The sequence below is a fragment of the Bacillus sp. FJAT-28004 genome, assembly GCF_001280845.1.
Classification (GTDB): Bacteria; Bacillota; Bacilli; order Paenibacillales; family Paenibacillaceae; genus Pristimantibacillus.
Genome location: NZ_LGHP01000001.1, coordinates 2,616,152 through 2,641,613, shown reverse-complemented (window position 1 = coordinate 2,641,613; position 25,462 = coordinate 2,616,152). Strand labels below are relative to the sequence as shown.

The window sequence follows — 25,462 nt, the reverse complement described above, 5'->3', positions numbered from 1 at the left end:
TACTTAAACTAACGGGTAACATTAACTTAATAAAACACTTAATAAAACACGACGGCAGCCGGATAAAAAAATTCCATTTCAATGGTAAGTATTTTTTTCAATTCGAATCGTTCCATCGATCCTACAACTGAAACAATTGGTTTCTAACTTCCAATAACGAAACATCCATTGAAGTACAAATCAATAACTGATTCCAATAAATATAATAAGTTTTAAAAATGCTGAGTCCAGGTAGGGTATGGATTCAGCTTTTTTATTAGAAGAGGTTTAATCAAATGCCAAAATCACTAACTTAAGAGGAAGTGACAAAATAACAATGCTGAGAATACAAGATAGATTGTGACACAAGCCATGTAAATCTATATAGGATAAGGCCTAAAGCCAATACAGTGACATATGTATAAAATACGAGTTTTGTGAAGAAGTATTAAAGAAACCACATACAGACTCGGGTTTATCAATCCATGTAAACCCTTTTTAACTTTGTAACTATGTTTGTTTAAGTGTCTTCTATTCATGCAGTCATGCAGCTCATAACGATCTGAATATGAATTGTTTCATAACTCTTTTGCATAATTGTCTTATTGAACTTTCTTAATCGTTTAATCGTTTATTTGATGATCTATCCGTGAAATGTTTATTTCATTGTCGTTTGAATTAATGAATACTTAAGTGTTTCATTAATTTGAGCACGTCATTGATTCGTTTATCAATTCAACTAATAGTTATCCTTGTATAAAGTTTTATCCCCAAATATTGGATAATATACATATAAAGAGTCGAACGATCCACAATATCCTGTGAATCATCCAACCCTTTATATACTTATTTTATTTTAAATTTCCCATAAAGCTCCTAAAGTTTTCCACGATCTCTTTGGATCGGGTATGGTGTAGATAATGTGTGCCTTCAAAGGTCATCATTTTTCCATTAACTAAATCTTTTATCTGCTCTTCATGCTTTTCTTCCCAACCTTCAACATCCGTATTATTCTCTTCTAAAAAGAAAATAACTGGAAGGTTTTTCGGGAATTTCAATTCTTCGGCAGCTTTAAAATTAGATTGGAAATTTTCCCCTTCACTGATGATATTGGGATTCATCATATTTTTGAGTAAGATTATTCTAATTTGCTCTCTTGTTTCATCATCAACTTTGGGTGCAATAAGCTGATCCTCAGTTAGTTTCATTTGCAATCGCAAGAAACCAGATTTTTTGAGTACTTTATAGATATCTGATGGAAATGGTTCGTCCAAACCGCCTTGTGTTGGAACGCTGCTATCTATGCCAACAAATGCACTAACTTCATTCTCATATTTGTTTACATAATCTAGACCGTAAATACCGGAAATGGAGTGACCCATCAACGTGTATCGGTCAATATTTAACTGGTGTAAAGTCTCATGAATTTCATTCACTATATTTTCAGTAGTACGTTCTTTTTCAGTAACATCACTTAAGCCATACCCAAATGGCTCAATCACGACTACTTTGTAATATGGAGCTAGCTCTTCCACTAATGGTTTAAAATCAAGGGCCGGCGCTCCTGTTCCATAACCTGGCAGCAGCACGACCGTTTCTGTGCCTTTACCTTGAATCATAACATTTATATTTTTCCCATCTACAGGTACAAGTTGACCATAGGATTCAATTTTCCCTTTCTCCACTTTATTGCTGATTATATTAACGATAAAAACAACAGCTAGAAAAACTACAATGCCTAAAAGAATAACAATGATTGATTTAAGTATAAATCTAAGTATCTTTTTCATCATTCAATATCTCCCCTAATGTCACATATAATCTAATGGCTTTCGATTTATCAGCGGATCTTCCGTATAAGAATGTCCTCTTTTCGGATTCTAGATTGTTAACTTCCATGCATGTTGCGTAACTGGCATTTCCTCGGGCCTCCCTGTTTTCACCTCTACATTCTTTGTTTCAGCCGGTTTGTCAGGTGACATTACCGAATATCAAACTACAAATTTATATAACTTCGCTTTTGTCTCCCTCATTCTAACAAATCAGTCTTAGATCCTGTATAACGCAGCTTTAACTAGACCTTAACTCTCATCCGATACTGGAGGCAACAATTAAGCATCCATTAAGATTACGGAAGGTTCGTTCTTCTTCATAAACCGTTGTAAAAAATACCGCTCTAAACGTTTAGAGACCGCCCTTTATCAAGGACGGTCTCTTCATGGGATAGAACGCTATTAGGTTCATGATAAACATGAATCATTCTTTTGAAAAAGAGTCGGCTAAACCCTTATATGCTGCTATAAAAAACGCGGGATCTGCGGATATCATATACGAAAATACACCTTGCAGCGTATGCAAATAAAGAATACCGCCAGTCCCACCGATCGGTTTATAAGATAAATCGAATACTTCCGCTATGGGAAACTCTCGGTACTTAGTAACAATCTTCTCCTTGTACAAATACATAAGACGTTCATCCACAACCGTTTTTTGTTCTGAATTTGTGATTTCTCTCTCCACTTTATAATAATGCTGGATAGCAATACAATTCATATTTACTCCTCAATGCTTCGTCATTAACGTCTACTATAACAAATAGTCTTTATACTTTACAAAAAATACCACTTAACCATTCGATTATATCAAGTAAATAACAAATGTACACTTGCTGTTGACCCTATTCCAATTATTACGCCCGTGATAACATCACCTGGATAATGAACCCCTGTCCAAATGCGTGAAAAGGCAATAATCGAAGCCATAGTTGGTTCACATCAATTTCAACTTACGACTTCGTCTCTCAAGTACATACTGGTACAATCCGATTGATATTGCCAGCCATGTTCCACTAGCCAAATATCCGCCAACGATATCACTTGGATAATGGACGCCCAAATAAATTCGGCTAATCCCTATTGCAAGTATCATAACTGAACCAATTGCAATCATAACCATACGTGAATGAGCGTTTGGGATATGCTTCCAAAGAAGAAATACGATTATTCCGTAGAAAGTGAATGCACCCATCGAATGTCCACTTGGAAAACTATAACCGTTTACTTCAACAATTCGATGTATCGTTGGCCGGGCACGCTGAAAGATCAACTTCAATACCGTATTCAAAATAGTCGATCCAAGCAAGATTCCTACATAGAAGAGCAGTTCCCTTCTGTATTGTAATTTTGCTAAAACAACCAGCATAATGACTGCAAGAATGGAAACGACTAGTCCCGAACCGATCATTGAGAAAAACTTCATGATAGCTGTAAGATTAGCAGATTCTGTTCCTTGAATTTTACTGATAATGATCTGATCAAACTTAGCAATACGCTGATCTCCAATCCAAATCGATATCCAAATGAATCCTATTGCACCCATTAGACTTAACAAAAATGCACGTGTAAAAACGAAAGTAAAATTCACCCTGCAACACTCTCCATACTCTGATTAATATAAACGAGGCTAAAATAATGATGTATATACACTACTACGTCTAATTGGACAAACAAGCTCCAGTTCGCAGCTTTTTTGTGGGTATGAAATAAGCCAATCCTGCTCACCCTATAATGGCTGGAGGTGATGATATTGACAGGTAGAAACAATAAGCCGGACAACGATGGACCTGCTGCAAGTCCATCTCGACTTGATCAATTTGGTGATAAGCAAAGCAGAAACAACGGAATTATTCCGAAGAAAAAGAACAAAAGCTGCTAATCTAATGTTAAGGCAGCCCCCATAAAAGGAGCTGCCTTAACTATTCTTGAACCAGTAAAAGATCATTTACGTTTCAAGATCAACCAGAGGATTTTATAATTTTCAACAAATGAGAACAATTGTTCCCCACCAGCGAAATGAGCATATCGGGGATAAAAACCACTTATTTTAGTCAATTTAACCAAAATTTAAGGTAATATCTATGATCACACCTGCGATTAAGTGAATTTTGCCCATAATCACGAAAATTATGATGCATTTCACGCTCCCTCTGATAAGAACATTTGTTCTACACCCGTATATTCGACCACTTTTATACATAAACCGCTATCAAGAATCCGCTTTGCTCTCGTTTTCCCAAAAAAGAAAGCAATCGATTTAAGATAAATACTAAGCGTTAAAACACAAAAAAAAGACCACGACAGCAATTATTTATGCTGACGTAGTCTTTTATCGACAGGATTTTAGTCCCAAGGATGTTTAACCGTTAAAAATCCAGCGAATTTCTTACTTTCATCTCTTCTTATTTTTCGCATGTCCGCACGGTGCGGAGCAGTCTCGAACAATTTTAGCTCTTCTTCCGATTCGGGTACGACTAGCGGTACAGGAACAGGCTTACGGTTCTCGTCCAGTGCAACAAAGGTTAAAAAAGAAGTAGCAGCAATCTTACGTTCACCGCTTAACAAATCTTCCTTGATCACCTTCACAAACACTTCTACTGAGGTTCGGCCTGTCCAAGTCACGAATGCTTCTAAGCATACCGAATCTGAAGGTCTAATGGGATGCAAAAAATCAACAGAGTCCGTTGAGGCCGTCACGACTGAACGTCGGCAATGCTTGGTTGCTGCAATCGAAGCAATATCATCGATATAAGCCATTAGTTTCCCGCCAAACAATGTATTGTGATTGTTGACGTCCGTGGGAAATATTCTTGCCGTTTTATAACATCTGGACTCGCGTGAATGCCTCTGCTCCATTGATTATTCCCCTTTTTTAAATACGGATAATAGTTGTGAGATCGCTATCTCCTGCTCAACTTCTAAACAGAAATCAACAGGACGGCCTACAACTGAACGTACTCTGCGATCAGTAATAATCATCCCAGCCGTTAAGCCTTCTCCACAGTCAATAACTGCGTTCATCGTTTCTATTTTGACGAGTGATGGATTAATAGCAACGATTACAGCTAACGGATCATGCATGGCGCATTCTCCTTCAAAGTGATTAGAAAATGCATAAAATTCAAAATAACGCTCTAAAGCGACATTCAAGAAATCAAGGATTTCATGCTTATCATCTGCAATTTCCCGAGATAATTGCTCCATATGTGCTTTTGTTAGTCGTGTCTGCTGTGTCACATCTAAGCCGACAATTGTAATTGGAAGCTCCGACTCAAATACGAGTGCTACCGCTTCTGGATCACCGTACAGATTCGCTTCGCTTACCGGAGTAATATTACCTGGTGCGAATACCGTTCCACCCATAATAACGACCTTTTTGAATTTTGTTACAATCGAAGGATCAAGCTGTAAAGCTAGGGCTAGATTCGTTTGTCTGCCTACGGTCACAAGGATAAGCTCTCCCGGATTTTCATTCACTTTCTGAACGATGAATTCCGCAGCAGATACATCCAAAGGCTTCTGAAGCGTTGGAGGCAATATCGCATCTCCTATTCCATTATGTCCGTGAATATGCGCAACAGCGCCTGGGAACACACGCTTGAGCGGACCTGATGCGCCTTTTGCAACCGGAACCTCATAACCGCAATTTGCAACTTGAATGACGCGCAGCGTGTTTTCAGTAGCTTGTTCGACATCGATATTCCCAAATCCAGTCGTAATACCCTCTACTTTAATCTCAGGTGAAAGCAGTGCATATAAAATAGCTAAAGCATCATCAATGCCTGTATCAACGTCAAGCAACATCCTGTTTATCTTCGACATAATATGATACCTCCCTTTTCTATCGTTCATTGTAAACGAATAACACCCCAAAAACCAATAAAAAAAAGAGTTTGTGCTTTCTGTTAAAAAAAGAATATGATTTTGGGATGATTAACCAAAGAAATGACTTATATACACCATCACGAGAAGACCTATAATAAATGAATAGGTCGCTGAACGTTCATAACCATGTCCATGTGTCTCTGGAATCAGTTCCTTATAGACGATGAACAGCATGGCGCCAGAAGCGAACGCAAGCCCGTAACCAATTAGACCAGCCACATAACTAGCGGCAAAATAACCGACTATCGCTGATACTACCTCCATCAGTCCAGTCAACGTAACGATGAGCATAAGTTTCAGCTTGCTCACCTTGGAATGAATTAGGAATATGGCAAGGACAAGCCCTTCTGGCATGTTCTGGGCTCCAATTGCAATGGCTACCATCGGTCCAAGACCGCCATTCGCACTCGCATAACTAAAGCCAGTGCTTAAGCCCTCCGGAATGTTGTGGATGATTAAAGCAAATATGACGAGCAGCGACTTGCTATCGAAGGATGAGATGCCTCTCTTTTGCTCAATATCGATATGGGGAAGGTTCTTTTCTATCAGGTCAAGTGCGATTACCCCAATTAACAATCCTAACGTCAGTGGAATAAGACCAGATTCCTTGAGAGCTTGCGGCAGCAAGCCAAAGGTTGACGCAGAAACCATAATTCCAGCTGTAAAAGCGATCAATATGTCTTTCCATTTTTCTGAAAGACTTTTGACAAAGAGTAGCGGAACCGCGCCTAGCACGGTAGCCATTGCAGAGATAAAGCTTCCTATGAGTGCTTCTACCATGTTGTGTCTCCTTAGCGGGCCGTTCACTACCCAAAAACTGTTTCCTTATTTTGTACGATTAATGCAAATTCCATCCTTTTCTTACTTTGCCAATCCATCTTTAACAAGGTTCATGAAGTACGATTGATGATCAGGGTGACATGCAATTAAATATGGCTTTTTATTTACACCCTTAAACGGGTTGCCCTCATAATCAATAACAACACCACCTGCTTCCTGAACCATTAGAATGCCTGAATATAGATCCTCGCCTTCCGAATTATAAACGATAATCGCATCCAAATCCCCTCTGGCGAGCATTGTCCATTGCAGCGTAGGAGCCCAAAGCCGCATCATCCGTTTCGTATTAACGTCTATGTAATGTCTAAGTGTAACTGCACGCTGTTCATTTTGTACTGCATGTCCTTGTATCCAGCCGACTCTTGCTTTAGTAAAAGCTTTTGCCTCATTAACACTTATAGGCTTAGCATTGCATAAACTACCTTCGCCTGCGGAGGCAACATATAAACGATCCGTCATCGGCTCATAAATGACCGCTAATACCGTATTAAAGTTGTAAGAGAGCGTAATCGAGATACCGAACAAAGGCAGTCCTACCGCAAAATTATTTGTTCCATCAAGGGGATCGACCAACCACATCCATTCGCTAATAAGATCATTTTCGCCATACTCCTCTGAACGAATTCGGTGATCTGGAAATACGCGTCTAATTTTATTTAGGATGATGCTCTCAGCCAAATAATCGACTTCCGTAACAATATCGCCATGATCACCCTTTTCTTCATAATGATCCAACGTCCCGAATTTCTCGCGAGTAAGCCGGCCCGCTTCATAAGCTGCAGCAATGGCGACCTCTCTAGCTATATTAATAATCATTTGATCCATGATTTAGGCCCCTTCACTTGTTTGACTTTCAACAGAACTTAACTAATGTCCTCAGACTTTGTAGTATAGAAGTGTAGACGATTGCCAAAAGGATCTGTAATGCTCACTTGATTCCATTCACCATCAAATCCAGGTCTAGCAAAATTATATTTTTTGGCTAATAAATGTTCTTGCAGTGCCTTGGCATTATCAACCTCGATGCGTATTGCTGAGCCAGGCGTACAATCGCCGTAATGCTCAGATAAATGGATTACACAATCCCCATTGGAGATTTGCATATAAAGGGGCAAGTCTGGTTCAAAACGATGCTCCCAATCGCATTTAAAATCCAAGAAATTGAAATAAAAGTCTCGTGCTTTTGCTTCATCAAATATACGAAGAATTGGAACGATTGGCTTCATATGAAAAGTCATTGGTTTACACATCCTTTTCCAGTGTCCTATCTTCCACGATTATACATGGATTTCAAAGGGTACGGAAGGCTTACAATAGAGAAAAGGACTGTAACCTAATGCACATTGTGCATGTAGGTACAGTCCTTTTCTCATTTTAACTGCTATTATTTCACAATGCTTTCCAATACATCATCAATGACTTGCGAGTAAGCAATCGTACCTGCGTACAACCAGCTTGATGTGCCTGGGTACTCATAAATTTTACCGTTTTTCACTGCAGGTATGTTCTGCCAGATAGGATCGCTCAGTGCTTTAGAATCCGCTTCTGTTCCACTGTTGACGAGGAACAAATGATCAGCATCAAGTTCAGCTAATTTTTCGAGAGAAATCGGATTCCAGTTTCCAGTTCCTGATGCAGAAACTTCTTTCACAACATCTGGAACCGTCAAACCTAATTGATTATAAAGAAGATCACCGCTCGATAGTTTTTCACTTACGATATAAAAGTTTCCTTGTACAAACCAAAGGGCTGCAGCTGATTCACCTGGTATTGCACCTTGCAATTTTTCTTTAGCAGCTTTTGCTTTTGTATCATAATCATCCAAAGCTTTTTGTGCTTCTGTGCTCTTTCCAAAAACCTCACCGATTTTCAGCAAAGTAGCACGCCAGTCAGCAATCAATTTATCTCCAATTGTAAAGGTTGGAGCAATTTTTGAATATTGCGCGAATTTATCGCCTTCAACATTCGCATCATATGCCATAAGGATAAGGTCTGGTTCAAAGCTTGTAACTGCTTCGAATGGAAGATCATACGGAATGGTAGGTACATCAGCAAGCGTGTCATGCAGGTAATCTTGAATACCATTTGGAACCGACCATTGTGCCACTGGCTTAATGCCTAATGCGACCAAGTGATCTTCTAAATAAGGAGCAATGATACGCTGCGGATTAGCAGGGATCGTTACTTCGTTGCCTAGCGCATCCGTTAGTTTTCTTTCTGATGGTGCTTCAGTTGGAGCTTCTGTAGCAGCAGGAGCATTATTTGTTTTATTGCCTCCACAAGCTGCTAGTGAAAAAGATAGGACGATCAAACTCATAAGTACGAGTACAAATCTCTTGTTGCGATTTATCACGATACTTCCCCCTGTAGACGGTATATGGCCATGAAGTAAAAATAGTTTCACCTCAAAAGTCACCTAATGATAACAATTATCATTTTCATTGTCAACTAGGTTAGCAGCGTTCATCGTTTATCGTCCCTGTCCTACATTCTCTAACGTATGTGATCCTTCAAATCGTATTTCGTTAACGGCGTATCGCTTTGCCCTCTCCCCCTATCTAATCTGCAACACAACTATCTTTCTCTTGCTATGACAAATCCTTTATCTGTTGCAGTAAATCCAATTCTTGGATAATAGTCAACAGCTGATGGTGCAGACAATAAGACGAGTGATACTTCCGCACCAAGTGTTTGTCTTAAACGCTCTACCAACTCCTTGCCGATGCCTAATCTTTGGTAGTCGTGGTCAATAGCCAAATCAGACAGATAGCAGCAATAGGAATAGTCAGTAATCGCCCGAGCTATTCCGACTAGTTTATGGCTATCCCATGCACTAATAATAATATCTGCATGATCGATCATTTTTTGCAGACGTTCTAAATCCTGGTATGGCCTTTTTATGCCTGAGTTTGCAAAAACTTGCGATAGGTCCTGTGCGGACAAGTTTTTATCGTTTTGATAATGAATCATTGTTTTTCCCCTCTCCCTCATATACGCTTGTTGATTTCCATGATTATACATCTTAATGCGTTTATCGGATAGATAGTTTTTTTGACAAATCAATAGCCCGTCACATCAAACCCGTTTACTTTATAAAACTCACTAGGGTCCCCCGAACCTTAAAAAAAAGCTGCCCAAAGGGTCATTGACCTTCAGGACAGCCTCAAGCTATAACACAGATTCACATTTACTTATTCCATTGCATGATGAGCAATCGCATTCAAAATAACGTCAAACATCTCTTCTCGTTCCCAAATCACTTTAAAGCCTTGTACTAACAAGTCACCCAGTTCTTGCTCCAATGGCCTTCGTAGCCACTCCGAGTCTGCAACGCCAAAATCCGCTTCCAATCCACTCGCATACTCGACTTTTAAAGAGGTTAGCAAAGCATATTCCTCTTTCGTTGCTTGCTCTATAGCGTCGTACTGGAACTGATAGAGAATAGCTTCAACTGTTTTTTGCTTCTTATCAGAAACAATGAGGAAGCTTAAATTCGAATCCTCTTCACTCTCATCGTCTGCACATGGCCCAACCAAGGCGATGCCTGCAATATGAGATTGTCCGCCTGCCCATTTTACAAAGTCGTACATAAGTTTATAATAATCCGGCCTCATACCCTTGAACCCTCCAAATACCATCGTGGAACAATGCTGTTAAAATGATTATGGTCCTCTAGCACTCTCTCAAGCTTCTCCATCATAATGGGGAGCTCGACTGGTCTCACTTTCAATATCCAAACGATTGAAGAGATAATCGTCATTGCAAGGTAAAGAGAGTATAAGGTCCAGAACTTATCGTCAGGCTCTTGTTTGCCATGATAACCTTTAAAATTTCCAATCGTAAACGGGATGCTGATTTCACTGCTGAACATCCCCGCCTTCAAAAATTCATGAACGGGGTCACCCCAGTCCCATCGATCAAAATCGATGACGCCAGCCAAGCTGCCATCCTTTATGATTAAATTGCCCACATGGAAATCATCGTGCTGAAAAACGTTGGGCCGATCCTTCATCAGATGCAAATTCCGATCAATGAAGGAGAGAAACTGTGCATCATCCTTCATTCGAGCCCCACTAGACATATATTGCTCAATATAGCGTTTATGCTTCTCAAGCTTGCGATCATACCAAGGAGTTACGGAAGCAGGAGCATGCCACCTATGCATCTTAGCAAGCTCTTGTCCTGCTTCCAAACCAATCTTGTACTGAACCTCCTCTGAATAAGCAGAAATAGCTTCTGTCGCTTCATGGCCATCGATATACGTTAATAGCATGTATCCCCTATCCGTATTTGGCAGAGTACTCATTTCTAATGGCTTAGAGCAATTGACATCATACTTCTGCATGTTCAGTATGACTTCATATTCAGCTTGCTTAGCTGCAAGCTCATCCAAGGCGAAACATTTCAACAAATAGAGCTGACCATTCTTCTCTATCCGAAACTTTTGATCATTCGAATAACCTTTATTTATTTTCGAAATTCGACTGCTCCCTTGAAGTGTCTCTATACCATTGACGATGTTGTCTATTAGCTCCTGCTCATTCATAATCTCACCTCGTCATTCCAAATAGAAAAACGATCTAAAAATCAAGTATTTCTTAACCAGACGTTTTTATAGTCAATTTTACCCCATGCATTTAATGAAATCCCTTGCAGCGTTTGATGATGCCCTACAACCTGCAGGCTATGATATAAGAACAATAAGCTGTAATTTCGTTTGAGCTCCTCTTGTATGCTTATTAAATAACCCATTCTAATATCCGAATTCTCAAATCTTAAACAATTCGAAATTTGTTGATAGATATTCGATTTGTCGACAGTTCCCAGATGATTCGTAATAAAACTGTCCTTTGACATATACATCTCAATAAGCGAAATATCGGGCTGCTCACCGAGTACTTCCCCGCTTAGTATCATATCTGCTTGAATGATGGTTTCGGGATTAGCAAGCTCTTCGAGCGAAAGCTTTACGATTTCTAGTGAAATGCCTAAAAGTCTGCATACTTTTTGCAGCCATTTCGAAGTTTGATCATTCGCAGGCATTTCATATGTGTATAAAGTGATAGTCTCGCCCTTGTAACCCGATTCTTCGAGCAATTTTATCGCTAGTTGTATGTCATAAGCGTTGAAGAAAGCCTTATCTGTTTCCTCTAAATTAAAGCCGCTTGAAGGCTGGTGCCTGATACCGCCTAATTCGCGGATCATTTGCTGTCTGTCTATTCCGTAGTGCAAAGCTTGGCGGAACTTCATTTGCTGAGTTATGCCGTTTTTAGCTGTATTAATAGTAATAAAAGTGCTGCCTTTTTCCAACTGCGCCAGCGCTGGTCTTAAACTCTCTTTGATTTGCGCTTCAAAATAAACCAGCTGATCTTCCCGATCTGCCTGCAGCTGCTCTTGATTTTCCTCATAGTTTGGCCACACCCACATTTCAATGCGATCCAGATGCGGACAACCTTCCAAATAATACTCATTCGCCTCTGCAACGAGCATAGACTCATTGTTTTTTGTAATTTTGAATGGTCCAGTCCCAATGGGCATTACCGCAAAATGATGATCAGAGCCAGTACCATCCAGCATTTCAGGTACAATGGAATATCGTTCCGTACAAAGAAAATGAAGAAATAGCGCGTTAGGCTCGTTTAGCTCAAAGCTAATGCTGTACTTGCTCGTTTCTCTTATTTCCTTAATCTTGGACGTTAGCCACTCTGAAGGCGATCTTGCTAACAGTCTTTGAAAAGTAAATGCGACGTCTCGCGAGGTCATTAGCTTATCATTGTGAAAACGAACACCTTTACGCAAAAAAAACGTCCAACTCGTTTTCATATCGTTGCTTTCCCAGAAATGAGCTAGCTGAGGGTGGAATTTCCCATCCTGATTTGAATACCTGACCAATGTATTAAAAATCTGTTCTATCCAATGCGTCTCCATGCGACGAGTGACGAAAGCAGGATCTAAACGAAGGAGAGGACGATAAAATGGGAACCTCAGTACATCCTTCTCCTCCATATCCCGCTTCACTCCAAATAACTCAGACAACCATGTCATGATTTCGGATTTTACAGCTGGATCCTGCAGCATCTCAAGCATACTCCAAGCCTCGTTGATCTTGCCCTTCTCTACTAGACTCTTCGCTTTGGCGAGAATGATATCCCGGTAAGAAACAAGAAAAACAATTTGGGATAGATTGCCGCGGCCACGTCCAGGCAACCATTCGATATAACTTTTTTCAATCATTTTTGTCAAAAGGATTTGTACATTTCTGCGTGTGCAGGACAATATGTCGCAGATTCGTTCCATAGATAAAAAAATTGGCTCGCGTTCTGGGTTGGCCGGAAATGTGTTTCTTAACCTGCAATAATAATCTTCCACATCCATCCTTAACACCACCTAGGAAACGAAGCTCCAGCATACATGCTTCGTTGCTGTTTTCTCTCTAAGCTTTTTTACTGTAAGCAACAACTTCCTCATAGGATAAATTCCCGCCAAAAATATCAAGCGCGCTGCCGATCGTAATATCCAGCTTGCCGTGTGAAAGCTCATTAAATTGATCCATATCCGCAATCGATCTCGCCCCGCCGGCATAGGTTGTCGGAATGGTTACCCAATCAGCTAATGAGCTTACAAGACTTTGCTGAATGCCGCTCTGCTTGCCTTCTACATCCACAGCATGAACAAGAAACTCGTTGCAATACTGCTCGAGAAACGAGATGTTTTGTTTGTTCACTACGAATTCGCTGAATTGCTTCCATTGATTCGTCACAACAAACCATTGCCCGTCCTTCTCCTTGCAGCTAAGATCGATGACTAATCGGTCTTTCCCAACTTCAGCGACGATTTTTGCAAGATGATCCTCATTAAGCTGACCATCTTTGAAAATATAGGAAGTAACAATAATATGCGATGCGCCCTTCTCCAAATAAAAAGCTGCATTATCCGCAGTAATGCCACCGCCAATTTGCAAGCCACCGGGATATTGCTCAAGGGCACGAACTGCAGCTTCCTCATTACCGCCGCCAAGCATGATGACGTGGCCGCCCGTGAGCGCGTCCTTCTGAAACAGCTCTGCATAATAAGCAGAATCTTGTTTGGATACAAAGTTTTCTATTATTTCGGCATTCAGTGTCTCTCCGACAATTTGTTTCACTTTACCGTCATGCAAATCGATGCAAGGTCTAAATTTCAATTTCATTCCTCAATTCTGTATGTTCTAAGTATGAATATCCTTATATGAAAAATAACCTAATGGTCTATGTAAATCAACTATATTACGTAATCTTGGTGTATAAACCATTTACCGCTTTTCAACTGTATGTTGTGACTTTAATTGGATCGTTTCAATAACCTCAGATAAGCTTCTATCCGCCATTGAAGGAATGCGTAAATCATAATCGCTGAAAGCAAAATCCTTCGTTAGCTCGTTCGGAACGATGACTGTACAAAGTCCCGCTGCTTTTGCTGCTAAATAGCCGTTTAGAGAATCCTCGAATGAAATGGTTTCTTTGGCTTCAACACCAAGTTTTTGCAAGGCCAGCAGATACAGCTCTGGATCTGGTTTAACCTTTTCGACCTCATCAGCCGTACTAAAGCTGTCAAAATAATCGCCTAATTGATGTTTAATCAAATAAGGCTTTATCCATGCAAGCTGTGAGCTGGATGCTAGCGCGATCTTGAGGTTCAATCGCTTTGCCTCATCCAGGTAGTCTATAACGCCAGGGCGAATCTCTGCTGACTTAAGAAGCTCTGCATATATCGCTTTAAATTTGGTTTTTACAACTTGTAAATCTATTGTTTCAGTAACACAATCCGCAATATAAGTATAAGGGTTAAAATGATCCAAGGACGTCCCAACACATTTGGCATACAACGTCACAGGAAGTTCTACCCCATACTCCTCATAAACTTGACGAAAAGCATAATAGGATGGTGTTTCTGTATCAACAATAAGACCGTCAAAATCAAAAACTAACGCTTTAATCAACCGACTCATCCTCTCTAGAATTAATCCTTCAGCTAAGCGCCTCTTGCTTCGTCGCGTAATTGCTCAAATATAGCTCTCTACAAATAGAGTCCGATTCGATGCTTGAAGAAACCTCTTTATGAATCAAGTCAATTAATTTCCCGTTTTTATAAACACAATGATGATCATAGCTAGCAGCTTCATTCAGCATCATAGGCAGCGTCAATGGGATATTGGACACGATGCCGACATTGTTATTGTCCATAATCCAATCGATTGTTTTCCAATCTAAAATACCTTCATCTGTTTTCTTAGGTGTCTCATAATCGAAGCTTGCTGGTACTTCTGCAATATACGCATACATACCGCCAAAATCAAAATCATCGCCAGTCCACGTAACTAATCCTTTAAATTGCAAATCATACTGACTAATCCCTGTTTCTTCTTCGATCTCTCTAATCATTGCATCTCGCGGAGTCTCCTGTGGTTCAAGCTTCCCGCCAATCCCATTCCAGCAGCCCATCCAACTGGCCTTCTCTCGATTAAGCAATAATATTTCATTCCCGCGCTTGATAAAGCAAATATTATATTTCAGCATCTTATCGTTCTCCTATGAAAGTGTCGTTCTCGTATGAATATACTTTACCACATTGCTGATTTAGAAGAGAACCAGTCCGCAAAATTAAGAAGACTTCCCAAAAAGCCCTAATGCACTTTTTTGAAAATCTTCTTTGTCTTATCATCTATTTATTTGGTTTATATGAATAACCTGGATATTTCACGACAGGCCACTTCTCTTTGCGAAGAGCATCAAGCAGCTCAGGTCCAACATTCAAATTATGCTCAACCAGCTCACGCGGAGTTAAAGCCATCCACTGGTTTAACGACACATCTACAAAACGATCACTCTTGAACATCTCCAAAAACCATAATGATTGACTGCCCGTATTTTGGATATAATGTCCATTAGCAAATGGTACATAACCAACGTCGCCTGCACGATAATCAAAAGTACGAGCGATCCCGTTTCCAGCAAATACGGTCATACGCCCCTGTCCAGCAAGGTAATATTGCCACTCATCATTGTTAGGATGCCAGTGAAGCTCTCTCATTCCCCCTGGCAGCACCTCTACAAGGGCGGCAGCAATCGTTTTCGAAATGGGAAAGTTCGATGAATCCACAATCCGCACACTTCCACCAGACGTCTTAATCGGAGGCTGAGCTAGCAAGCGATGTGTAAAGCTAACAGGAATCGTACCATATGGAGATTGAACCTTTTGACTCTCAAGTGACCCGGGCACCTTATCTTGATAAATATAAACCTGATCGGAAGGAATATGTTGAAACGCACTTTCCGGAACGCCAAAATTCGCTGACAATACGTCCTTTGGCGTATGTGCAAACCAATCTGATATTGATAATGTACTAAGATCTGAGAAACTCCCGTCATCAAAAACAAGCAAAAATTCGCAGCCGCCCTCAAGCCCCTGTATGGAATGAGGAATACCAGCTGGAAAATACCATAGATCTCCCTCACCGATGTCAGCAATCATATTGCGCCCAGCTTGATCGACAGATGTAATTCGCGCATGGCCGAGCAGCATATAGGCCCATTCTGCTTGCTGATGCCAGTGCATTTCTCGAACGCCGCCTGCTGTTAGGCTCATGTTGACACCCGCGAGAGTTGTTGCGATCGGTAAATCTCGAACAGTAATCTCGCGAGACCAGCCGCCTTTATTTAATTGCATATGTGTATCCGAAAAAGAAAATTTCAAATTAGGAAGCAAACCCGAATCGGTAACAGGGGGCACGAGCATATTCGGATTTTCAATATCACGCATGATGTCACGAGGACCTTTGTCAACATTTCCCGCTCCATCACTTTGTCTTATTGGCTGTGGGATAATTGCGCTGCTCATTGGATCTTGAGGCCGATCCTCCATAATTGTCCTCCTCGACATTATCATTTGTCTAGTAGCTTTCATAACCTATACAGCTTATGATGGGAAAATGAGGAATATTCAATTATTCAGCAGGCATATATGGCTCCAAAATAGGTGATCATGCAACGAGGAGGAATTTACGATGATAAAAAAAGCAGTTACGATACTAACACTTTTAATCATTTGTTCAAGTTGCGGCACGAATAACACAGCAGTAACTCCGTCACCAAGCCCGGCTATAAGTCCCAGTGTACAGCCATCAATTAAGCCTAGCCCAATGCCAACAGACGAATCACCTGAACATAGTGATTCGCTCAAACAACAAATTGCAAACATGACTTTAGATGAGAAGATCGGCCAAATGGTGATCGTAGGTATTGAAGGAATCTCGGTGCAAAAGCAGGCAAAAGAACTGATTGAAAAATATCGGGTTGGCGGGTTTATTTTGTATAAGGATAATATGAACGATGCAGCGCAAATCTTAAAACTGCTAAATCAGCTTAAAGAAACAAATCAACAAAATCAAACACCGCTATGGCTGAGTCTCGATCAAGAGGGCGGTAAAGTCAATCGTATGCCTGCGGAATTCATTAAGCTTCCACCCGCTTCTGAAGTTGGTAAAGTAGGCAATACAGATTACACGAATCAAATTGGACAAGCTCTAGGTGAAGAAGTACGCTCACTCGGATTTAATATGGATTTTGCTCCTGTATTAGATATTAACAGCAATGCAAAAAATCCAGTCATCGGCAATCGCTCCTACGGCACAGACGCAGAAACAGTCATCAAACACGGCATTGAAACGATGAAAGCCATTCAGTCTAAGCAGGTGGCTGCAGTCGTTAAGCATTTTCCTGGTCATGGCGATACTTCGGTCGATTCTCATCTTGATTTGCCAGTCGTGAACAAATCCTTGGAAGAGCTAAAGGCGTTTGAGCTGCTTCCTTTCGAAGAAGCGATCCAACAGGATACCGATGCGATTATGATTGCCCATTTGTTAATTCCAAAGATTGATAAAGACTACCCAGCATCCCTTTCCAAAAAGCTAATTACAAAGTTGCTGCGTGAGGAACTGGGCTATGAGGGAGTCGTGATGACGGATGATATGACCATGGGAGGCATAACAGAGCATTTTGATGTCGGGAAAGCCGCGGTCACATCGATACTGGCTGGAAGTGATATTATCCTCATCGGACATGATTATAAAACGCAAATATCAGTCCTCCAAGCTCTGAAAAAAAATGTGCGAGACGGAGTCATTTCGAGGGATATGCTGGATAATAGCGTTTATCGTATTTTACGATTAAAAGAAAAATATAAGCTTGAAGATAAAATTTTGCCATCCATTGATGTAAAAGCTGTTAATCTTCAAATAGAAGCCGCTCTCCAAAGAAATTAAGTTTATAAGACTAATCTACCCAATTAAAAAAGCTCAGACCTCGTTGAGAGATCTGAGCCCTTTTCATTTTCAGCTAATTACAAAGCAAGAATGTGATAACCGGCATCAACATGGAGCACTTCCCCTGTGATTCCTCTGGACAACTGGCTAAGCAGGAACATTGTTGCATCGCCAACTTCATCCTGATCAATATTACGACGAAGCGGCGCTCTATCTTCGATCGTAGACATAATGTCATTAAAGCCCGAAACGCCTTTTGCAGCAAGCGTCCGGATAGGGCCTGCAGATACCGCGTTCACGCGAATGCCGTATTTGCCCAGATCCTCAGCAAGATACATGACGCTGGCTTCAAGAGCTGCTTTCGCGACGCCCATTACATTATAGTTTTTCACCACTCGCTCAGCACCGATATACGTTTGAGTAACGATACTGCCGCCTTCGGTCATAAGCTTCTTCGCTTCACGCGCAACGGCTACTAGCGAATAGGAGCTAGAGTTTTGCGCAAGCAGATAACCCTCTCTCGTCGTATCCAAATATTCCCCTTGCAGCTCATCCTTATCGGCAAACGCGACGGAATGCACCACTCCATGAATTACGCCAACCTGCTGCTCCAATTGTTTAAACGCCTCGATAACACTGTTGTCATCAAGCACATCGCAGGAAACGGTTTGCAAAGCTTCCATTTGATGCTGCTCCAATAGTTTTTTGAGTTTCTCCAAAGATCTTTCTTTACGATACGTGAAGATTAGCTTTGCCCCTTGGTTATGCAGCGATTTGGCCACTCCCCAAGCAATACTGCGTTCATTGGCTACACCCATAATAACGATTACCTTGTTGTTCATTAAGTTAGACATGATGTTCCTCCTAGTTAATCCTGAGTTCTTTTTTTCAAAATCGAATTTGCTTCACCTGCGTGATAACACGGTCAAACGATCTTTTTAATGAGCTTCTATGGTCCGGCAACAATTTGATATTCGACAGCGAAGCAATTTGCTCCACATTATCCAGGATGGACGAATGTTCTGTTTGCAAATGGTGGCCAAACCTTTCATCCGAAAGAGCTGCCACACATCTTGTTATTTGCTGCTCCGGCCATGAGTTTTTTCGCTCGCCTCTGCCTCGAAGTCGTTTTATTAATGTTTCTTCCGTTGCACACAGAGCATAATGAAGTACAGCTACCCCGTCACTTCGCAGGCGACCAACGATTTCCTCAAAATATTGAGGATTTACGACTGTCATCGGTACGATAATGATGCCTTCATAGGTTTCATCAAGATGCTTCAGCATCGCATAATTAAAGTCACGCCACATCGGATTATCTTGAAAATCACTCGTATGAGTCGAACGCGGTGTGTTTTTCCTAATAAAATAACCAGCGTTCTCCGGATCGTATAGAAATGAATGTTCCGCTCTTTTATGCAAATCATACGCAGTCTGAGTCTTTCCTGCGCCAAAAGCGCCATTAATCCATATAATCATGACTGTCACCTCGACATCAATCTCATATCTTTGTTCTATACTAACGATTCGCTTAGCCATATTCAACTTCTATTTCAAAATTGGGACTCTTTTTCGTTCAAAGCTACCTGTCTCTCGTATGTAATGTAATCTGTATTTATTGGTTCTGCTCCTGCTTGTCTAAGCAATAAAGCAATTTGTCCGCGATGGTAGCTGCCATGCAAAAAAACTTGCGTAAGTATATCACTTATTTTTGTGTTGAACGGGTTTCCTTTACTGTCTGAATAGGATACTTCGTTCTCATAATCCACTTCACCTAGCTTTGAAAACAATGTTTCATAATCCAGTTTATTTAGCTCAGCAATGCGTTCACATTGTTCAAGGGTGTGCGTCGGCCAAATCGGAATCGCAGCACTATCATTTCCATTTATACGGGTCAGCCATACCTTCTCTGCGGCAAGTACATGACTAAGCAAGGTTAATGGTTTCTCCAAAGGAAGCTCACTCATCTTCAACGCTTTAATAACTTGAACGTTAGCCCAAGCGATATGATGATAGCTTTTGACGAATTGGTTTTTCAAATGCTCGTCAATAGATCTGTCTACCGTATTAATATGAAGGGGTATCGAGAGGACGGATGACAATGTGATTTCGAGCTGCTGCCCAGGTACTAACTCATTTAAAATCTCAGGAAAGATGATTCTAATTCGCTTAACCTTGCCATTCTCACATAATACATAAATGATATTTTTATGCTTACTAATCATTTTTGTGCGGATAATTTGATGATTTTTATTGAATATATCAACGATGTATACAATAAAGAAAACAATCATTACAAATGCTGCAAGGAAGAAAAAGAATCCTAAAGCCTCAGGGCCATCATTCACATAAATGTTTATAAATTGAATAACGGCATTCATAAAAAATACGAAGCTTGTCAGAAGCCCCATATAAATGGACTTGATTGGTTTTAGATTCATTTGTTCAACTCCTCTATTTTGTTGTCAGAGCACAACTTATCCTATCTTTAGGACGACAAATGTGATGCAATCGCTTCTCAGCAAAATATGTCATTCATAAATTACCCCTCTCTCGCTCTTTTAACTGGGAAATAAAGATAGGTCTCTATGAATCGTGACATAAACCACACGATCAATGCAACAAAATTTTACAGCAGCAAAACAATCTCAATGAACAAATAAAAAAGGATTGCTGGCAAGTAGCGAGCAATCCATCTAATATTATCGTGCTGTATTAAGGCTCAATGGAAACAAGTGTGGGCCTTTCCCATTTTCGATGTTCGTAATTAACATAATATTCATGATCCACTTCAATTAACTTATGGATGCCTTTAGGAATTTGAATCGTGTCCTGTTTTCCACCAGCATCCTGAATTTTGATTTCAGTCTCGTGAACCTCAATCACCTTTACCTGCGCTCCTGTTAAATGCGAGTAGGAATTCCATAATGCTAATGCAAACAGAAGCAATATTACGATTCCGAAGGGCGCCAGCCATTTATTCTTTTTCATCTCTACCTCCAAATATAGCTTATTGATCCGCAGCAAGCATTTCCCTTATGGTGTCAATATTTTTTGCTGCTCTATGATTCATAGACTTTTTGTCCTTTACGTTTAACAACTTTAGATCATGGCCTGGATCGATAATTAATGGGCTCGACATGACGTCATCCAAAAGTTGAGCGGCTGATTTATAGGCTTGATGAAGAAGATCGGTACTCGCTTTACTTCTAACTAGTTTTATCATTTCAATCATATTTTCAGCATACATCAGCTTTACGATACTATCGGACGACTTGACATGGCGATTAGCGAAAGCAATGACATGATCTAATATTATCGTATCTGAATAGTTTTTGGCTATCGACAACAGCACAAGAACAGCGTCCCAATTTCTTATCGACAACTCACTTGCGGTTTTGGCAATCATAGCCTCGTACCATTCTGTTTCGGTTTCTTTCGTAATCTCGTAGGACTTGTACTCCTCTAATTTACAATCGCGATGCATTTGAAAATAATTGCCGTAGTAGGCAGTGAATAACTCTTGTGCACGACTATTCGTGTCTACCATTCTATCTCCACCTTCACATTGTACGTAAAAATAAATATCCAACCAGTATAACAACAATAGGGTTATTTCGAAACATCAATCTTCCTTCTCGTAATTAGATGTCATCTTAGACTGTCCATTCATGCGATATTGTGACGGTGTAAGTCCAGTTACTTCCTTGAACTGATGGCTGAAATAATGAATGCTCTTGAAACCAAGCCTTATAGAAAGCGACTCCATTTTTTCCCCCAGAAGAAGTGCCTGCTTCGCTCGCTTAATCCGTTCTCTAATAATGAAATGCTTAGGCGTAAGGCCCGCCTCTTCTTTGAACAATTTAGAGAAATGAATGGGATGATAACCGCATAATGCGGCAAGCTCCGCGACCGACCAATTGTAATCAGGCTGCAGCTGCATCGCTTGAATGGCAGCTTCTATTTTTCGATTAACGTTCGTAGTCAGACTTCCTTCAAGCATATGTCGGTAGATAACGGTGATTGCCTGCATCATTAAGGCACGAAGAGCCATCGTATAGCCAGGCTGCTCCCCTTTATATTCCTTGACCATTCTTGTCCATATCGCTTCCAGCCCAGGTACTTCAAACAATGTTGGCATAAGCAGCTGGGTTGCCGTACCGCTAACCAGTACCGGGTTGTTTGAAACGCCAAGTGGCGGCCATGAATTGAAAAATCGTATACCAAGACTAGGATGCACAGGCTCGGGAGAGATTTGCTGCCAGTTGAAATGAATGCTGTAGAAGTCTGTTTTCTCCGTTGCTTTCAAATAGGTTTGACAATCGGGTCCGTAGTAGACACATTCTCCTGGCCTTATCGTATACGTTTCATTATTTATATATAGCTCGGCACTACCCGTAATAACGTTCATGATTTGGCAGTCGGGAATAACTCGAATTCCCCAGTTCTCGCCTGCTTCCGCCGTCTGCCTAACGGCAAAGTTAACAGTAGGTGCAATTTTTTCAAGCTCGATAATAGACATATGCCCTCCTTCTCACCTGATTATAAGAAAAACACAAATGATTCATTGATTTAGGAAAATACAATGTTCCACGCTTTCATTATGATTAGGTTATCAACAATCATAATCAAGCTTGAGGAGAGGTGCAAGAACATGTTGAATGCTGCGCAGTTGTCTGAGTTCGAGAAAAATGGTTTTTTAAAAGGTAATGTCATTTTAAACGATGCTGAGGTAGAACGATTACGCGAGGAACTAGATTTGGTTATGGAAGGAAAAGCGGTCAAGAAACCGGTTCTAAACCATAATATGCGTCAAGAAGAAGCTGAATCCTTATACAAAGGCATGAAAATGAGCGTCAGTGAAAAGGTTGTCCAAATCGTAAATATATGGATGGCAAGTGATGCTTATTTGCAGCATGCCGGACATTCGGTCATATGCGAAGAGGTAGCACAATTATGCAAAACCGATACGCTGCGCGTCTGGCATGATCAGATTCAGTATAAACCGCCAGTAACAGGTGGACCGACGCCATGGCATCAAGATCATCCGTTATGGCCGGTTATCCAGCCTGCTGATCTCGTTAGCGCCTGGGTTGCTCTTGACGATGCTGTCATCGAAAACGGCTGCATGTGGATGGTTCCTGGCAGTCATAAGTGGGGAGACCATCAAAAATATTTGGCAAGTACACCTGACTTCAAGCCATACCATCGCAAGCCCGAATTGCTGCCGGAAGGCGCAGTCGTAGAAGCTGTACCGTTCGAGATCAAAAAAGGGCAGGTCGGATACCATCACAGCCTCACTTGGCATGGCAGCCCAAACAATCGTTCCGAGCTTAAACGAAGAGCCATCGCCGTTCATTACATGCCTGGCCACACCATCTATTCCCCAACAAACAACCATCCCATGGTACCTTATGTAACGGTCAATGAGGGTGACATTCTAGCTGGAGAGCATTTCCCTGTTGTTTATAGCACAGCTAATACAGCTATAAAATAAACTGTTTTTACAAATAGAATAGATGTAAACTGAACAAAACCCCGATGAAGGATCATCGGGGTTTCTTCGTAGTGCTCCTTTTAGCCTCCATTCCATTCCCCATTTATAACTCTTTATTTTCGTATTCAGTCCTCATTATCCATATTTTTCAGTAAAAGAGATTTTTATCCTATCAAAAGTCCTATAACTTCTTTCAAAATCAACTCAAAAATGATAATAATACCTTGCATAAATCATTTGAAAAGCCTTTAAACACGCGGTATAAGCGTCATTTTATCATTGTTTTAATCCTTTATTTGTGAGATTTAATCAAAAGTTTGATTAAATGCTCCAAAATACACTCATAATTGTCGCAATAATGTAGTACACTGAGTTCAGCCCAATAGAAATTATACATTTGTCCCCCTAAACACCCGTAATAACCTCCTAAAACGATTTAGCCTTTCATCAGACGGTTTGATCCATTTACCCTTTTGGTCATCGCAGATTACACAAAATAATCTGGATATGAACTCTTCGGAGTTTATATATAAAATCTCTAAGAAAAGGAGGTTTTGTTCTCACGCGTTTACTCAAATGTAACACGAAGCGAATAAGAGTTGCTCATTCAAACTCTTAGACGTGACGGCAATACTATCTCCCCCAAATTTGAAGGAGGCTACTGCATTGTCTACTATTCGTTTATCACATTTAACGGTGAAACATCTGCGTACTTACATCGGAATTCTACTTATTACTGCTCTAGGTTTGACGCTTTTCTCGCAACAGCTTTTTGCACATGGTTATGTTGAAGGGCCCGCAAGCCGCGCTGCGCTCTGTAAGTCTGGTCAGAATACGGATTGTGGTCCAATCGTTTATGAGCCTCAAAGTCTTGAAGCACCAAAGGGTTTCCCAGCAGCAGGGCCTGCTGACGGTAAAATAGCTAGCGCAAATGGCGCTTTTCCTAAGCTTGATGAACAATCAGCGACTCGCTGGTCGAAAGTGAATATGTCTTCCGGTCCAAATACATTTACTTGGAAGCTGACTGCTAATCATGCAACAGCTAGCTGGAAATACTATATAACGAAACCAAATTGGAATCCAAATGCAGCACTTACTCGCGATTCTTTCGACTTAACGCCATTTTGCTCTGTTAATTATGGCGGCGCGCAGCCTCCATTCTCCTATTCGAACAGTTGCAACGTACCTGAACGCAGCGGGTATCATATCATTTTGGCTGTTTGGGAAGTCGCTGACACGGTAAACGCTTTCTACAATGTCATTGACGTAAACTTCAGCGGTAGTAATCCTGTTGACACTCAAGCGCCAACTGCACCTTCCACTCTTATCTCTACAGCAAAAACAACAAACAGCGTCTCCTTGGCATGGAATGCTTCGACAGACAATGTAGGTGTTACCGGATACCGGATATATAATGGAACTACATTAGCGGGATCCGTATCTGGAACTACTCCCGCTTACAATGTAACCGGATTAGCAGCGAACACTGCTTACACGTTCAACGTCAAGGCGATCGACAATGCCGGCAATGAATCGAGTGCAAGCAACTCCCTATCGGTTACGACGAACGCCCCTATCGGCAATGATACACAAGCACCGACTGCACCAGGTTCGCTTCACGTTATGGGTGCGCCAACGGCCAGCAGCTTAATGCTCATGTGGAATGCATCAACCGATAATGTAGGTGTAACAGGCTACCGTATTTATAACGGCACAACATTAGTAACGACTGTAGCCGGCACTGCCACTTCCTACACGGTTACAGGACTTAGCGCAAGCACAGCTTATACATTCAATGTTCAAGCAATCGACGCTGCCGGCAATGTTTCCGCTGCAAGCTCGATTACTGGAACGACTGCTGCCGCTTCGTCAGCTACTCCTTGGACAGCCAATACAGCTTACACTACAGGTACACTCGTTTCATACAATGGCTCCACATATGAGTGTCGTCAGTCTCATACCTCGCTTGTAGGCTGGGAGCCTGCAAATGTTCCTGCTCTCTGGCTTTTGAAATAGTACGAGCCTCTTGAGCATCGTTGTTTCATACCAAGAATTAGAAAAATAGAAACCTCAAAATAATAAGGCTGTCCCTCAAGGTCAATTAGACCTTGTGTGACAGCCCCATCT

The 25,462-nt window shown here is 41.0% G+C and carries 28 protein-coding genes; 4 read left to right on the top strand and 24 right to left on the bottom strand.

Annotated features, from left to right (window positions below):
• Positions 1 to 830 precede the first annotated feature (830 nt).
• From AC787_RS11370 to AC787_RS11360, 4 genes are all read right to left on the bottom strand, one after another.
• On the bottom strand, positions 831 to 1,772 hold the full coding sequence (locus AC787_RS11370) for an alpha/beta fold hydrolase (RefSeq protein ID WP_054024891.1): 942 nt from the start codon (positions 1,770 to 1,772) through the stop codon (positions 831 to 833).
• Between the two features lie 463 nt (positions 1,773 to 2,235).
• A complete protein-coding gene (locus AC787_RS11365; protein WP_054024890.1) occupies positions 2,236 to 2,532 on the bottom strand; it encodes a hypothetical protein in 297 nt (98 codons plus the stop codon).
• Positions 2,533 to 2,621: 89 nt separating this feature from the next.
• The gene (locus AC787_RS33205) at positions 2,622 to 2,741 is read right to left on the bottom strand and encodes a phosphatase PAP2 family protein (RefSeq protein WP_082360712.1); all 120 of its coding nucleotides are present in this window, start codon (positions 2,739 to 2,741) and stop codon (positions 2,622 to 2,624) included.
• A 7-nt stretch (positions 2,742 to 2,748) separates the two neighbouring features.
• Positions 2,749 to 3,402, bottom strand: coding sequence for a phosphatase PAP2 family protein (locus AC787_RS11360; RefSeq protein ID WP_235560952.1), 654 nt, complete (start codon positions 3,400 to 3,402; stop codon positions 2,749 to 2,751).
• Between the two features lie 162 nt (positions 3,403 to 3,564).
• Between AC787_RS11360 and AC787_RS35065 the strand changes: the two genes are divergently transcribed.
• On the top strand, positions 3,565 to 3,693 hold the full coding sequence (locus AC787_RS35065) for a hypothetical protein (protein ID WP_268760168.1): 129 nt from the start codon (positions 3,565 to 3,567) through the stop codon (positions 3,691 to 3,693).
• Positions 3,694 to 4,157: 464 nt separating this feature from the next.
• Here AC787_RS35065 and AC787_RS11355 read toward each other — a convergent pair whose 3' ends face one another.
• From AC787_RS11355 to AC787_RS11290, 14 genes are all read right to left on the bottom strand, one after another.
• Positions 4,158 to 4,670 carry an acyl-CoA thioesterase gene (locus tag AC787_RS11355; protein WP_054024889.1) on the bottom strand — a complete coding sequence of 171 codons (513 nt, stop codon included), beginning with the start codon at positions 4,668 to 4,670 and terminating at the stop codon, positions 4,158 to 4,160.
• 3 nt (positions 4,671 to 4,673) lie between these two features.
• Positions 4,674 to 5,636, bottom strand: coding sequence for a nucleoside hydrolase (locus AC787_RS11350; RefSeq protein ID WP_054024888.1), 963 nt, complete (start codon positions 5,634 to 5,636; stop codon positions 4,674 to 4,676).
• Positions 5,637 to 5,747: 111 nt separating this feature from the next.
• The gene (locus tag AC787_RS11345) at positions 5,748 to 6,479 is read right to left on the bottom strand and encodes a ZIP family metal transporter (protein ID WP_054024887.1); all 732 of its coding nucleotides are present in this window, start codon (positions 6,477 to 6,479) and stop codon (positions 5,748 to 5,750) included.
• Positions 6,480 to 6,560: 81 nt separating this feature from the next.
• Positions 6,561 to 7,364: an inositol monophosphatase family protein gene (locus AC787_RS11340; protein WP_054024886.1), complete on the bottom strand. Its 804-nt coding sequence runs from the start codon at positions 7,362 to 7,364 to the stop codon at positions 6,561 to 6,563.
• 38 nt (positions 7,365 to 7,402) lie between these two features.
• Positions 7,403 to 7,777 carry a glyoxalase superfamily protein gene (locus AC787_RS11335; protein ID WP_054024885.1) on the bottom strand — a complete coding sequence of 125 codons (375 nt, stop codon included), beginning with the start codon at positions 7,775 to 7,777 and terminating at the stop codon, positions 7,403 to 7,405.
• Positions 7,778 to 7,923: 146 nt separating this feature from the next.
• Positions 7,924 to 8,892, bottom strand: a complete 969-nt coding sequence (locus tag AC787_RS11330; RefSeq protein ID WP_054024884.1) for an iron-hydroxamate ABC transporter substrate-binding protein — start codon at positions 8,890 to 8,892, stop codon at positions 7,924 to 7,926.
• A 221-nt stretch (positions 8,893 to 9,113) separates the two neighbouring features.
• Positions 9,114 to 9,509, bottom strand: a complete 396-nt coding sequence (locus AC787_RS11325) for a GNAT family N-acetyltransferase (protein WP_054024883.1) — start codon at positions 9,507 to 9,509, stop codon at positions 9,114 to 9,116.
• A gap of 221 nt (positions 9,510 to 9,730) precedes the next feature.
• Positions 9,731 to 10,153 carry a hypothetical protein gene (locus AC787_RS11320; protein WP_054024882.1) on the bottom strand — a complete coding sequence of 141 codons (423 nt, stop codon included), beginning with the start codon at positions 10,151 to 10,153 and terminating at the stop codon, positions 9,731 to 9,733.
• Entirely contained in the window at positions 10,150 to 11,085 is a 936-nt protein-coding gene (locus tag AC787_RS11315) for an aminoglycoside phosphotransferase family protein (protein ID WP_054024881.1), read from the bottom strand. Before AC787_RS11315 ends, AC787_RS11320 begins: the two co-directional genes overlap by 4 nt.
• 41 nt (positions 11,086 to 11,126) lie before the next feature.
• Positions 11,127 to 12,914, bottom strand: coding sequence for an SgrR family transcriptional regulator (locus AC787_RS11310; protein ID WP_054024880.1), 1,788 nt, complete (start codon positions 12,912 to 12,914; stop codon positions 11,127 to 11,129).
• Positions 12,915 to 12,972: 58 nt separating this feature from the next.
• Positions 12,973 to 13,722, bottom strand: coding sequence for a phosphoribosylformimino-5-aminoimidazole carboxamide ribotide isomerase (hisA, locus tag AC787_RS11305; protein ID WP_054024879.1), 750 nt, complete (start codon positions 13,720 to 13,722; stop codon positions 12,973 to 12,975).
• Positions 13,723 to 13,830: 108 nt separating this feature from the next.
• On the bottom strand, positions 13,831 to 14,517 hold the full coding sequence (locus AC787_RS11300) for an HAD family hydrolase (protein WP_054024878.1): 687 nt from the start codon (positions 14,515 to 14,517) through the stop codon (positions 13,831 to 13,833).
• Between the two features lie 28 nt (positions 14,518 to 14,545).
• Positions 14,546 to 15,094: an NUDIX hydrolase gene (locus AC787_RS11295; protein WP_054024877.1), complete on the bottom strand. Its 549-nt coding sequence runs from the start codon at positions 15,092 to 15,094 to the stop codon at positions 14,546 to 14,548.
• 145 nt (positions 15,095 to 15,239) lie between these two features.
• Positions 15,240 to 16,439: an oxalate decarboxylase family bicupin gene (locus AC787_RS11290; protein ID WP_054024876.1), complete on the bottom strand. Its 1,200-nt coding sequence runs from the start codon at positions 16,437 to 16,439 to the stop codon at positions 15,240 to 15,242.
• Positions 16,440 to 16,581: 142 nt separating this feature from the next.
• Here AC787_RS11290 and nagZ point away from each other — a divergent pair, with 142 nt between their 5' ends.
• A complete protein-coding gene (gene nagZ, locus AC787_RS11285; RefSeq protein WP_054024875.1) occupies positions 16,582 to 17,838 on the top strand; it encodes a beta-N-acetylhexosaminidase in 1,257 nt (418 codons plus the stop codon).
• 77 nt (positions 17,839 to 17,915) lie between these two features.
• Here the strand turns inward: nagZ and fabI are convergent, their stop codons facing one another.
• The 6 genes from fabI to AC787_RS11255 form a co-directional block, all read right to left on the bottom strand.
• The gene (fabI, locus tag AC787_RS11280) at positions 17,916 to 18,692 is read right to left on the bottom strand and encodes an enoyl-ACP reductase FabI (RefSeq protein ID WP_054024874.1); all 777 of its coding nucleotides are present in this window, start codon (positions 18,690 to 18,692) and stop codon (positions 17,916 to 17,918) included.
• 34 nt (positions 18,693 to 18,726) lie between these two features.
• Positions 18,727 to 19,317 (bottom strand): AAA family ATPase, encoded by a 591-nt coding sequence (locus AC787_RS11275; RefSeq protein WP_054027027.1) that lies wholly within the window; start codon positions 19,315 to 19,317, stop codon positions 18,727 to 18,729.
• A gap of 74 nt (positions 19,318 to 19,391) precedes the next feature.
• Entirely contained in the window at positions 19,392 to 20,279 is an 888-nt protein-coding gene (locus tag AC787_RS33200) for a DinB family protein (RefSeq protein ID WP_054024873.1), read from the bottom strand.
• 274 nt (positions 20,280 to 20,553) lie between these two features.
• On the bottom strand, positions 20,554 to 20,829 hold the full coding sequence (locus AC787_RS11265) for a hypothetical protein (protein WP_054024872.1): 276 nt from the start codon (positions 20,827 to 20,829) through the stop codon (positions 20,554 to 20,556).
• Positions 20,830 to 20,848: 19 nt separating this feature from the next.
• Entirely contained in the window at positions 20,849 to 21,388 is a 540-nt protein-coding gene (locus tag AC787_RS11260; RefSeq protein WP_054024871.1) for a hypothetical protein, read from the bottom strand.
• A 75-nt stretch (positions 21,389 to 21,463) separates the two neighbouring features.
• Entirely contained in the window at positions 21,464 to 22,360 is an 897-nt protein-coding gene (locus AC787_RS11255; protein WP_054024870.1) for an AraC family transcriptional regulator, read from the bottom strand.
• A 132-nt stretch (positions 22,361 to 22,492) separates the two neighbouring features.
• Between AC787_RS11255 and AC787_RS11250 the strand changes: the two genes are divergently transcribed.
• Positions 22,493 to 23,335: a phytanoyl-CoA dioxygenase family protein gene (locus AC787_RS11250; RefSeq protein ID WP_054024869.1), complete on the top strand. Its 843-nt coding sequence runs from the start codon at positions 22,493 to 22,495 to the stop codon at positions 23,333 to 23,335.
• Between the two features lie 666 nt (positions 23,336 to 24,001).
• Positions 24,002 to 25,351, top strand: coding sequence for a lytic polysaccharide monooxygenase (locus AC787_RS11245; RefSeq protein WP_054024868.1), 1,350 nt, complete (start codon positions 24,002 to 24,004; stop codon positions 25,349 to 25,351).
• Positions 25,352 to 25,462 lie beyond the last annotated feature (111 nt).

What these genes read in the sequence shown, in the direction of transcription:
- AC787_RS11370 (WP_054024891.1), bottom strand. Translation starts at nt 1,772, where the DNA reads ATGATGAAAAAGATACTTAGATTTATACTTAAATCAATCATTGTTATT.
- AC787_RS11365 (WP_054024890.1), bottom strand. Translation starts at nt 2,532, where the DNA reads ATGAATTGTATTGCTATCCAGCATTATTATAAAGTGGAGAGAGAAATC.
- AC787_RS33205 (WP_082360712.1), bottom strand. Translation starts at nt 2,741, where the DNA reads ATGGCTTCGATTATTGCCTTTTCACGCATTTGGACAGGGGTTCATTAT.
- AC787_RS11355 (WP_054024889.1), bottom strand. Translation starts at nt 4,670, where the DNA reads ATGGAGCAGAGGCATTCACGCGAGTCCAGATGTTATAAAACGGCAAGA.
- AC787_RS11350 (WP_054024888.1), bottom strand. Translation starts at nt 5,636, where the DNA reads ATGTCGAAGATAAACAGGATGTTGCTTGACGTTGATACAGGCATTGAT.
- AC787_RS11345 (WP_054024887.1), bottom strand. Translation starts at nt 6,479, where the DNA reads ATGGTAGAAGCACTCATAGGAAGCTTTATCTCTGCAATGGCTACCGTG.
- AC787_RS11340 (WP_054024886.1), bottom strand. Translation starts at nt 7,364, where the DNA reads ATGGATCAAATGATTATTAATATAGCTAGAGAGGTCGCCATTGCTGCA.
- AC787_RS11335 (WP_054024885.1), bottom strand. Translation starts at nt 7,777, where the DNA reads ATGACTTTTCATATGAAGCCAATCGTTCCAATTCTTCGTATATTTGAT.
- AC787_RS11325 (WP_054024883.1), bottom strand. Translation starts at nt 9,509, where the DNA reads ATGATTCATTATCAAAACGATAAAAACTTGTCCGCACAGGACCTATCG.
- AC787_RS11320 (WP_054024882.1), bottom strand. Translation starts at nt 10,153, where the DNA reads ATGAGGCCGGATTATTATAAACTTATGTACGACTTTGTAAAATGGGCA.
- AC787_RS11315 (WP_054024881.1), bottom strand. Translation starts at nt 11,085, where the DNA reads ATGAATGAGCAGGAGCTAATAGACAACATCGTCAATGGTATAGAGACA.
- AC787_RS11310 (WP_054024880.1), bottom strand. Translation starts at nt 12,914, where the DNA reads ATGGATGTGGAAGATTATTATTGCAGGTTAAGAAACACATTTCCGGCC.
- AC787_RS11295 (WP_054024877.1), bottom strand. Translation starts at nt 15,094, where the DNA reads ATGCTGAAATATAATATTTGCTTTATCAAGCGCGGGAATGAAATATTA.
- AC787_RS11290 (WP_054024876.1), bottom strand. Translation starts at nt 16,439, where the DNA reads ATGGAGGATCGGCCTCAAGATCCAATGAGCAGCGCAATTATCCCACAG.
- nagZ (WP_054024875.1), top strand. Translation starts at nt 16,582, where the DNA reads ATGATAAAAAAAGCAGTTACGATACTAACACTTTTAATCATTTGTTCA.
- fabI (WP_054024874.1), bottom strand. Translation starts at nt 18,692, where the DNA reads ATGTCTAACTTAATGAACAACAAGGTAATCGTTATTATGGGTGTAGCC.
- AC787_RS11275 (WP_054027027.1), bottom strand. Translation starts at nt 19,317, where the DNA reads ATGATTATATGGATTAATGGCGCTTTTGGCGCAGGAAAGACTCAGACT.
- AC787_RS33200 (WP_054024873.1), bottom strand. Translation starts at nt 20,279, where the DNA reads ATGAATCTAAAACCAATCAAGTCCATTTATATGGGGCTTCTGACAAGC.
- AC787_RS11265 (WP_054024872.1), bottom strand. Translation starts at nt 20,829, where the DNA reads ATGAAAAAGAATAAATGGCTGGCGCCCTTCGGAATCGTAATATTGCTT.
- AC787_RS11260 (WP_054024871.1), bottom strand. Translation starts at nt 21,388, where the DNA reads ATGGTAGACACGAATAGTCGTGCACAAGAGTTATTCACTGCCTACTAC.
- AC787_RS11255 (WP_054024870.1), bottom strand. Translation starts at nt 22,360, where the DNA reads ATGTCTATTATCGAGCTTGAAAAAATTGCACCTACTGTTAACTTTGCC.
- AC787_RS11250 (WP_054024869.1), top strand. Translation starts at nt 22,493, where the DNA reads ATGTTGAATGCTGCGCAGTTGTCTGAGTTCGAGAAAAATGGTTTTTTA.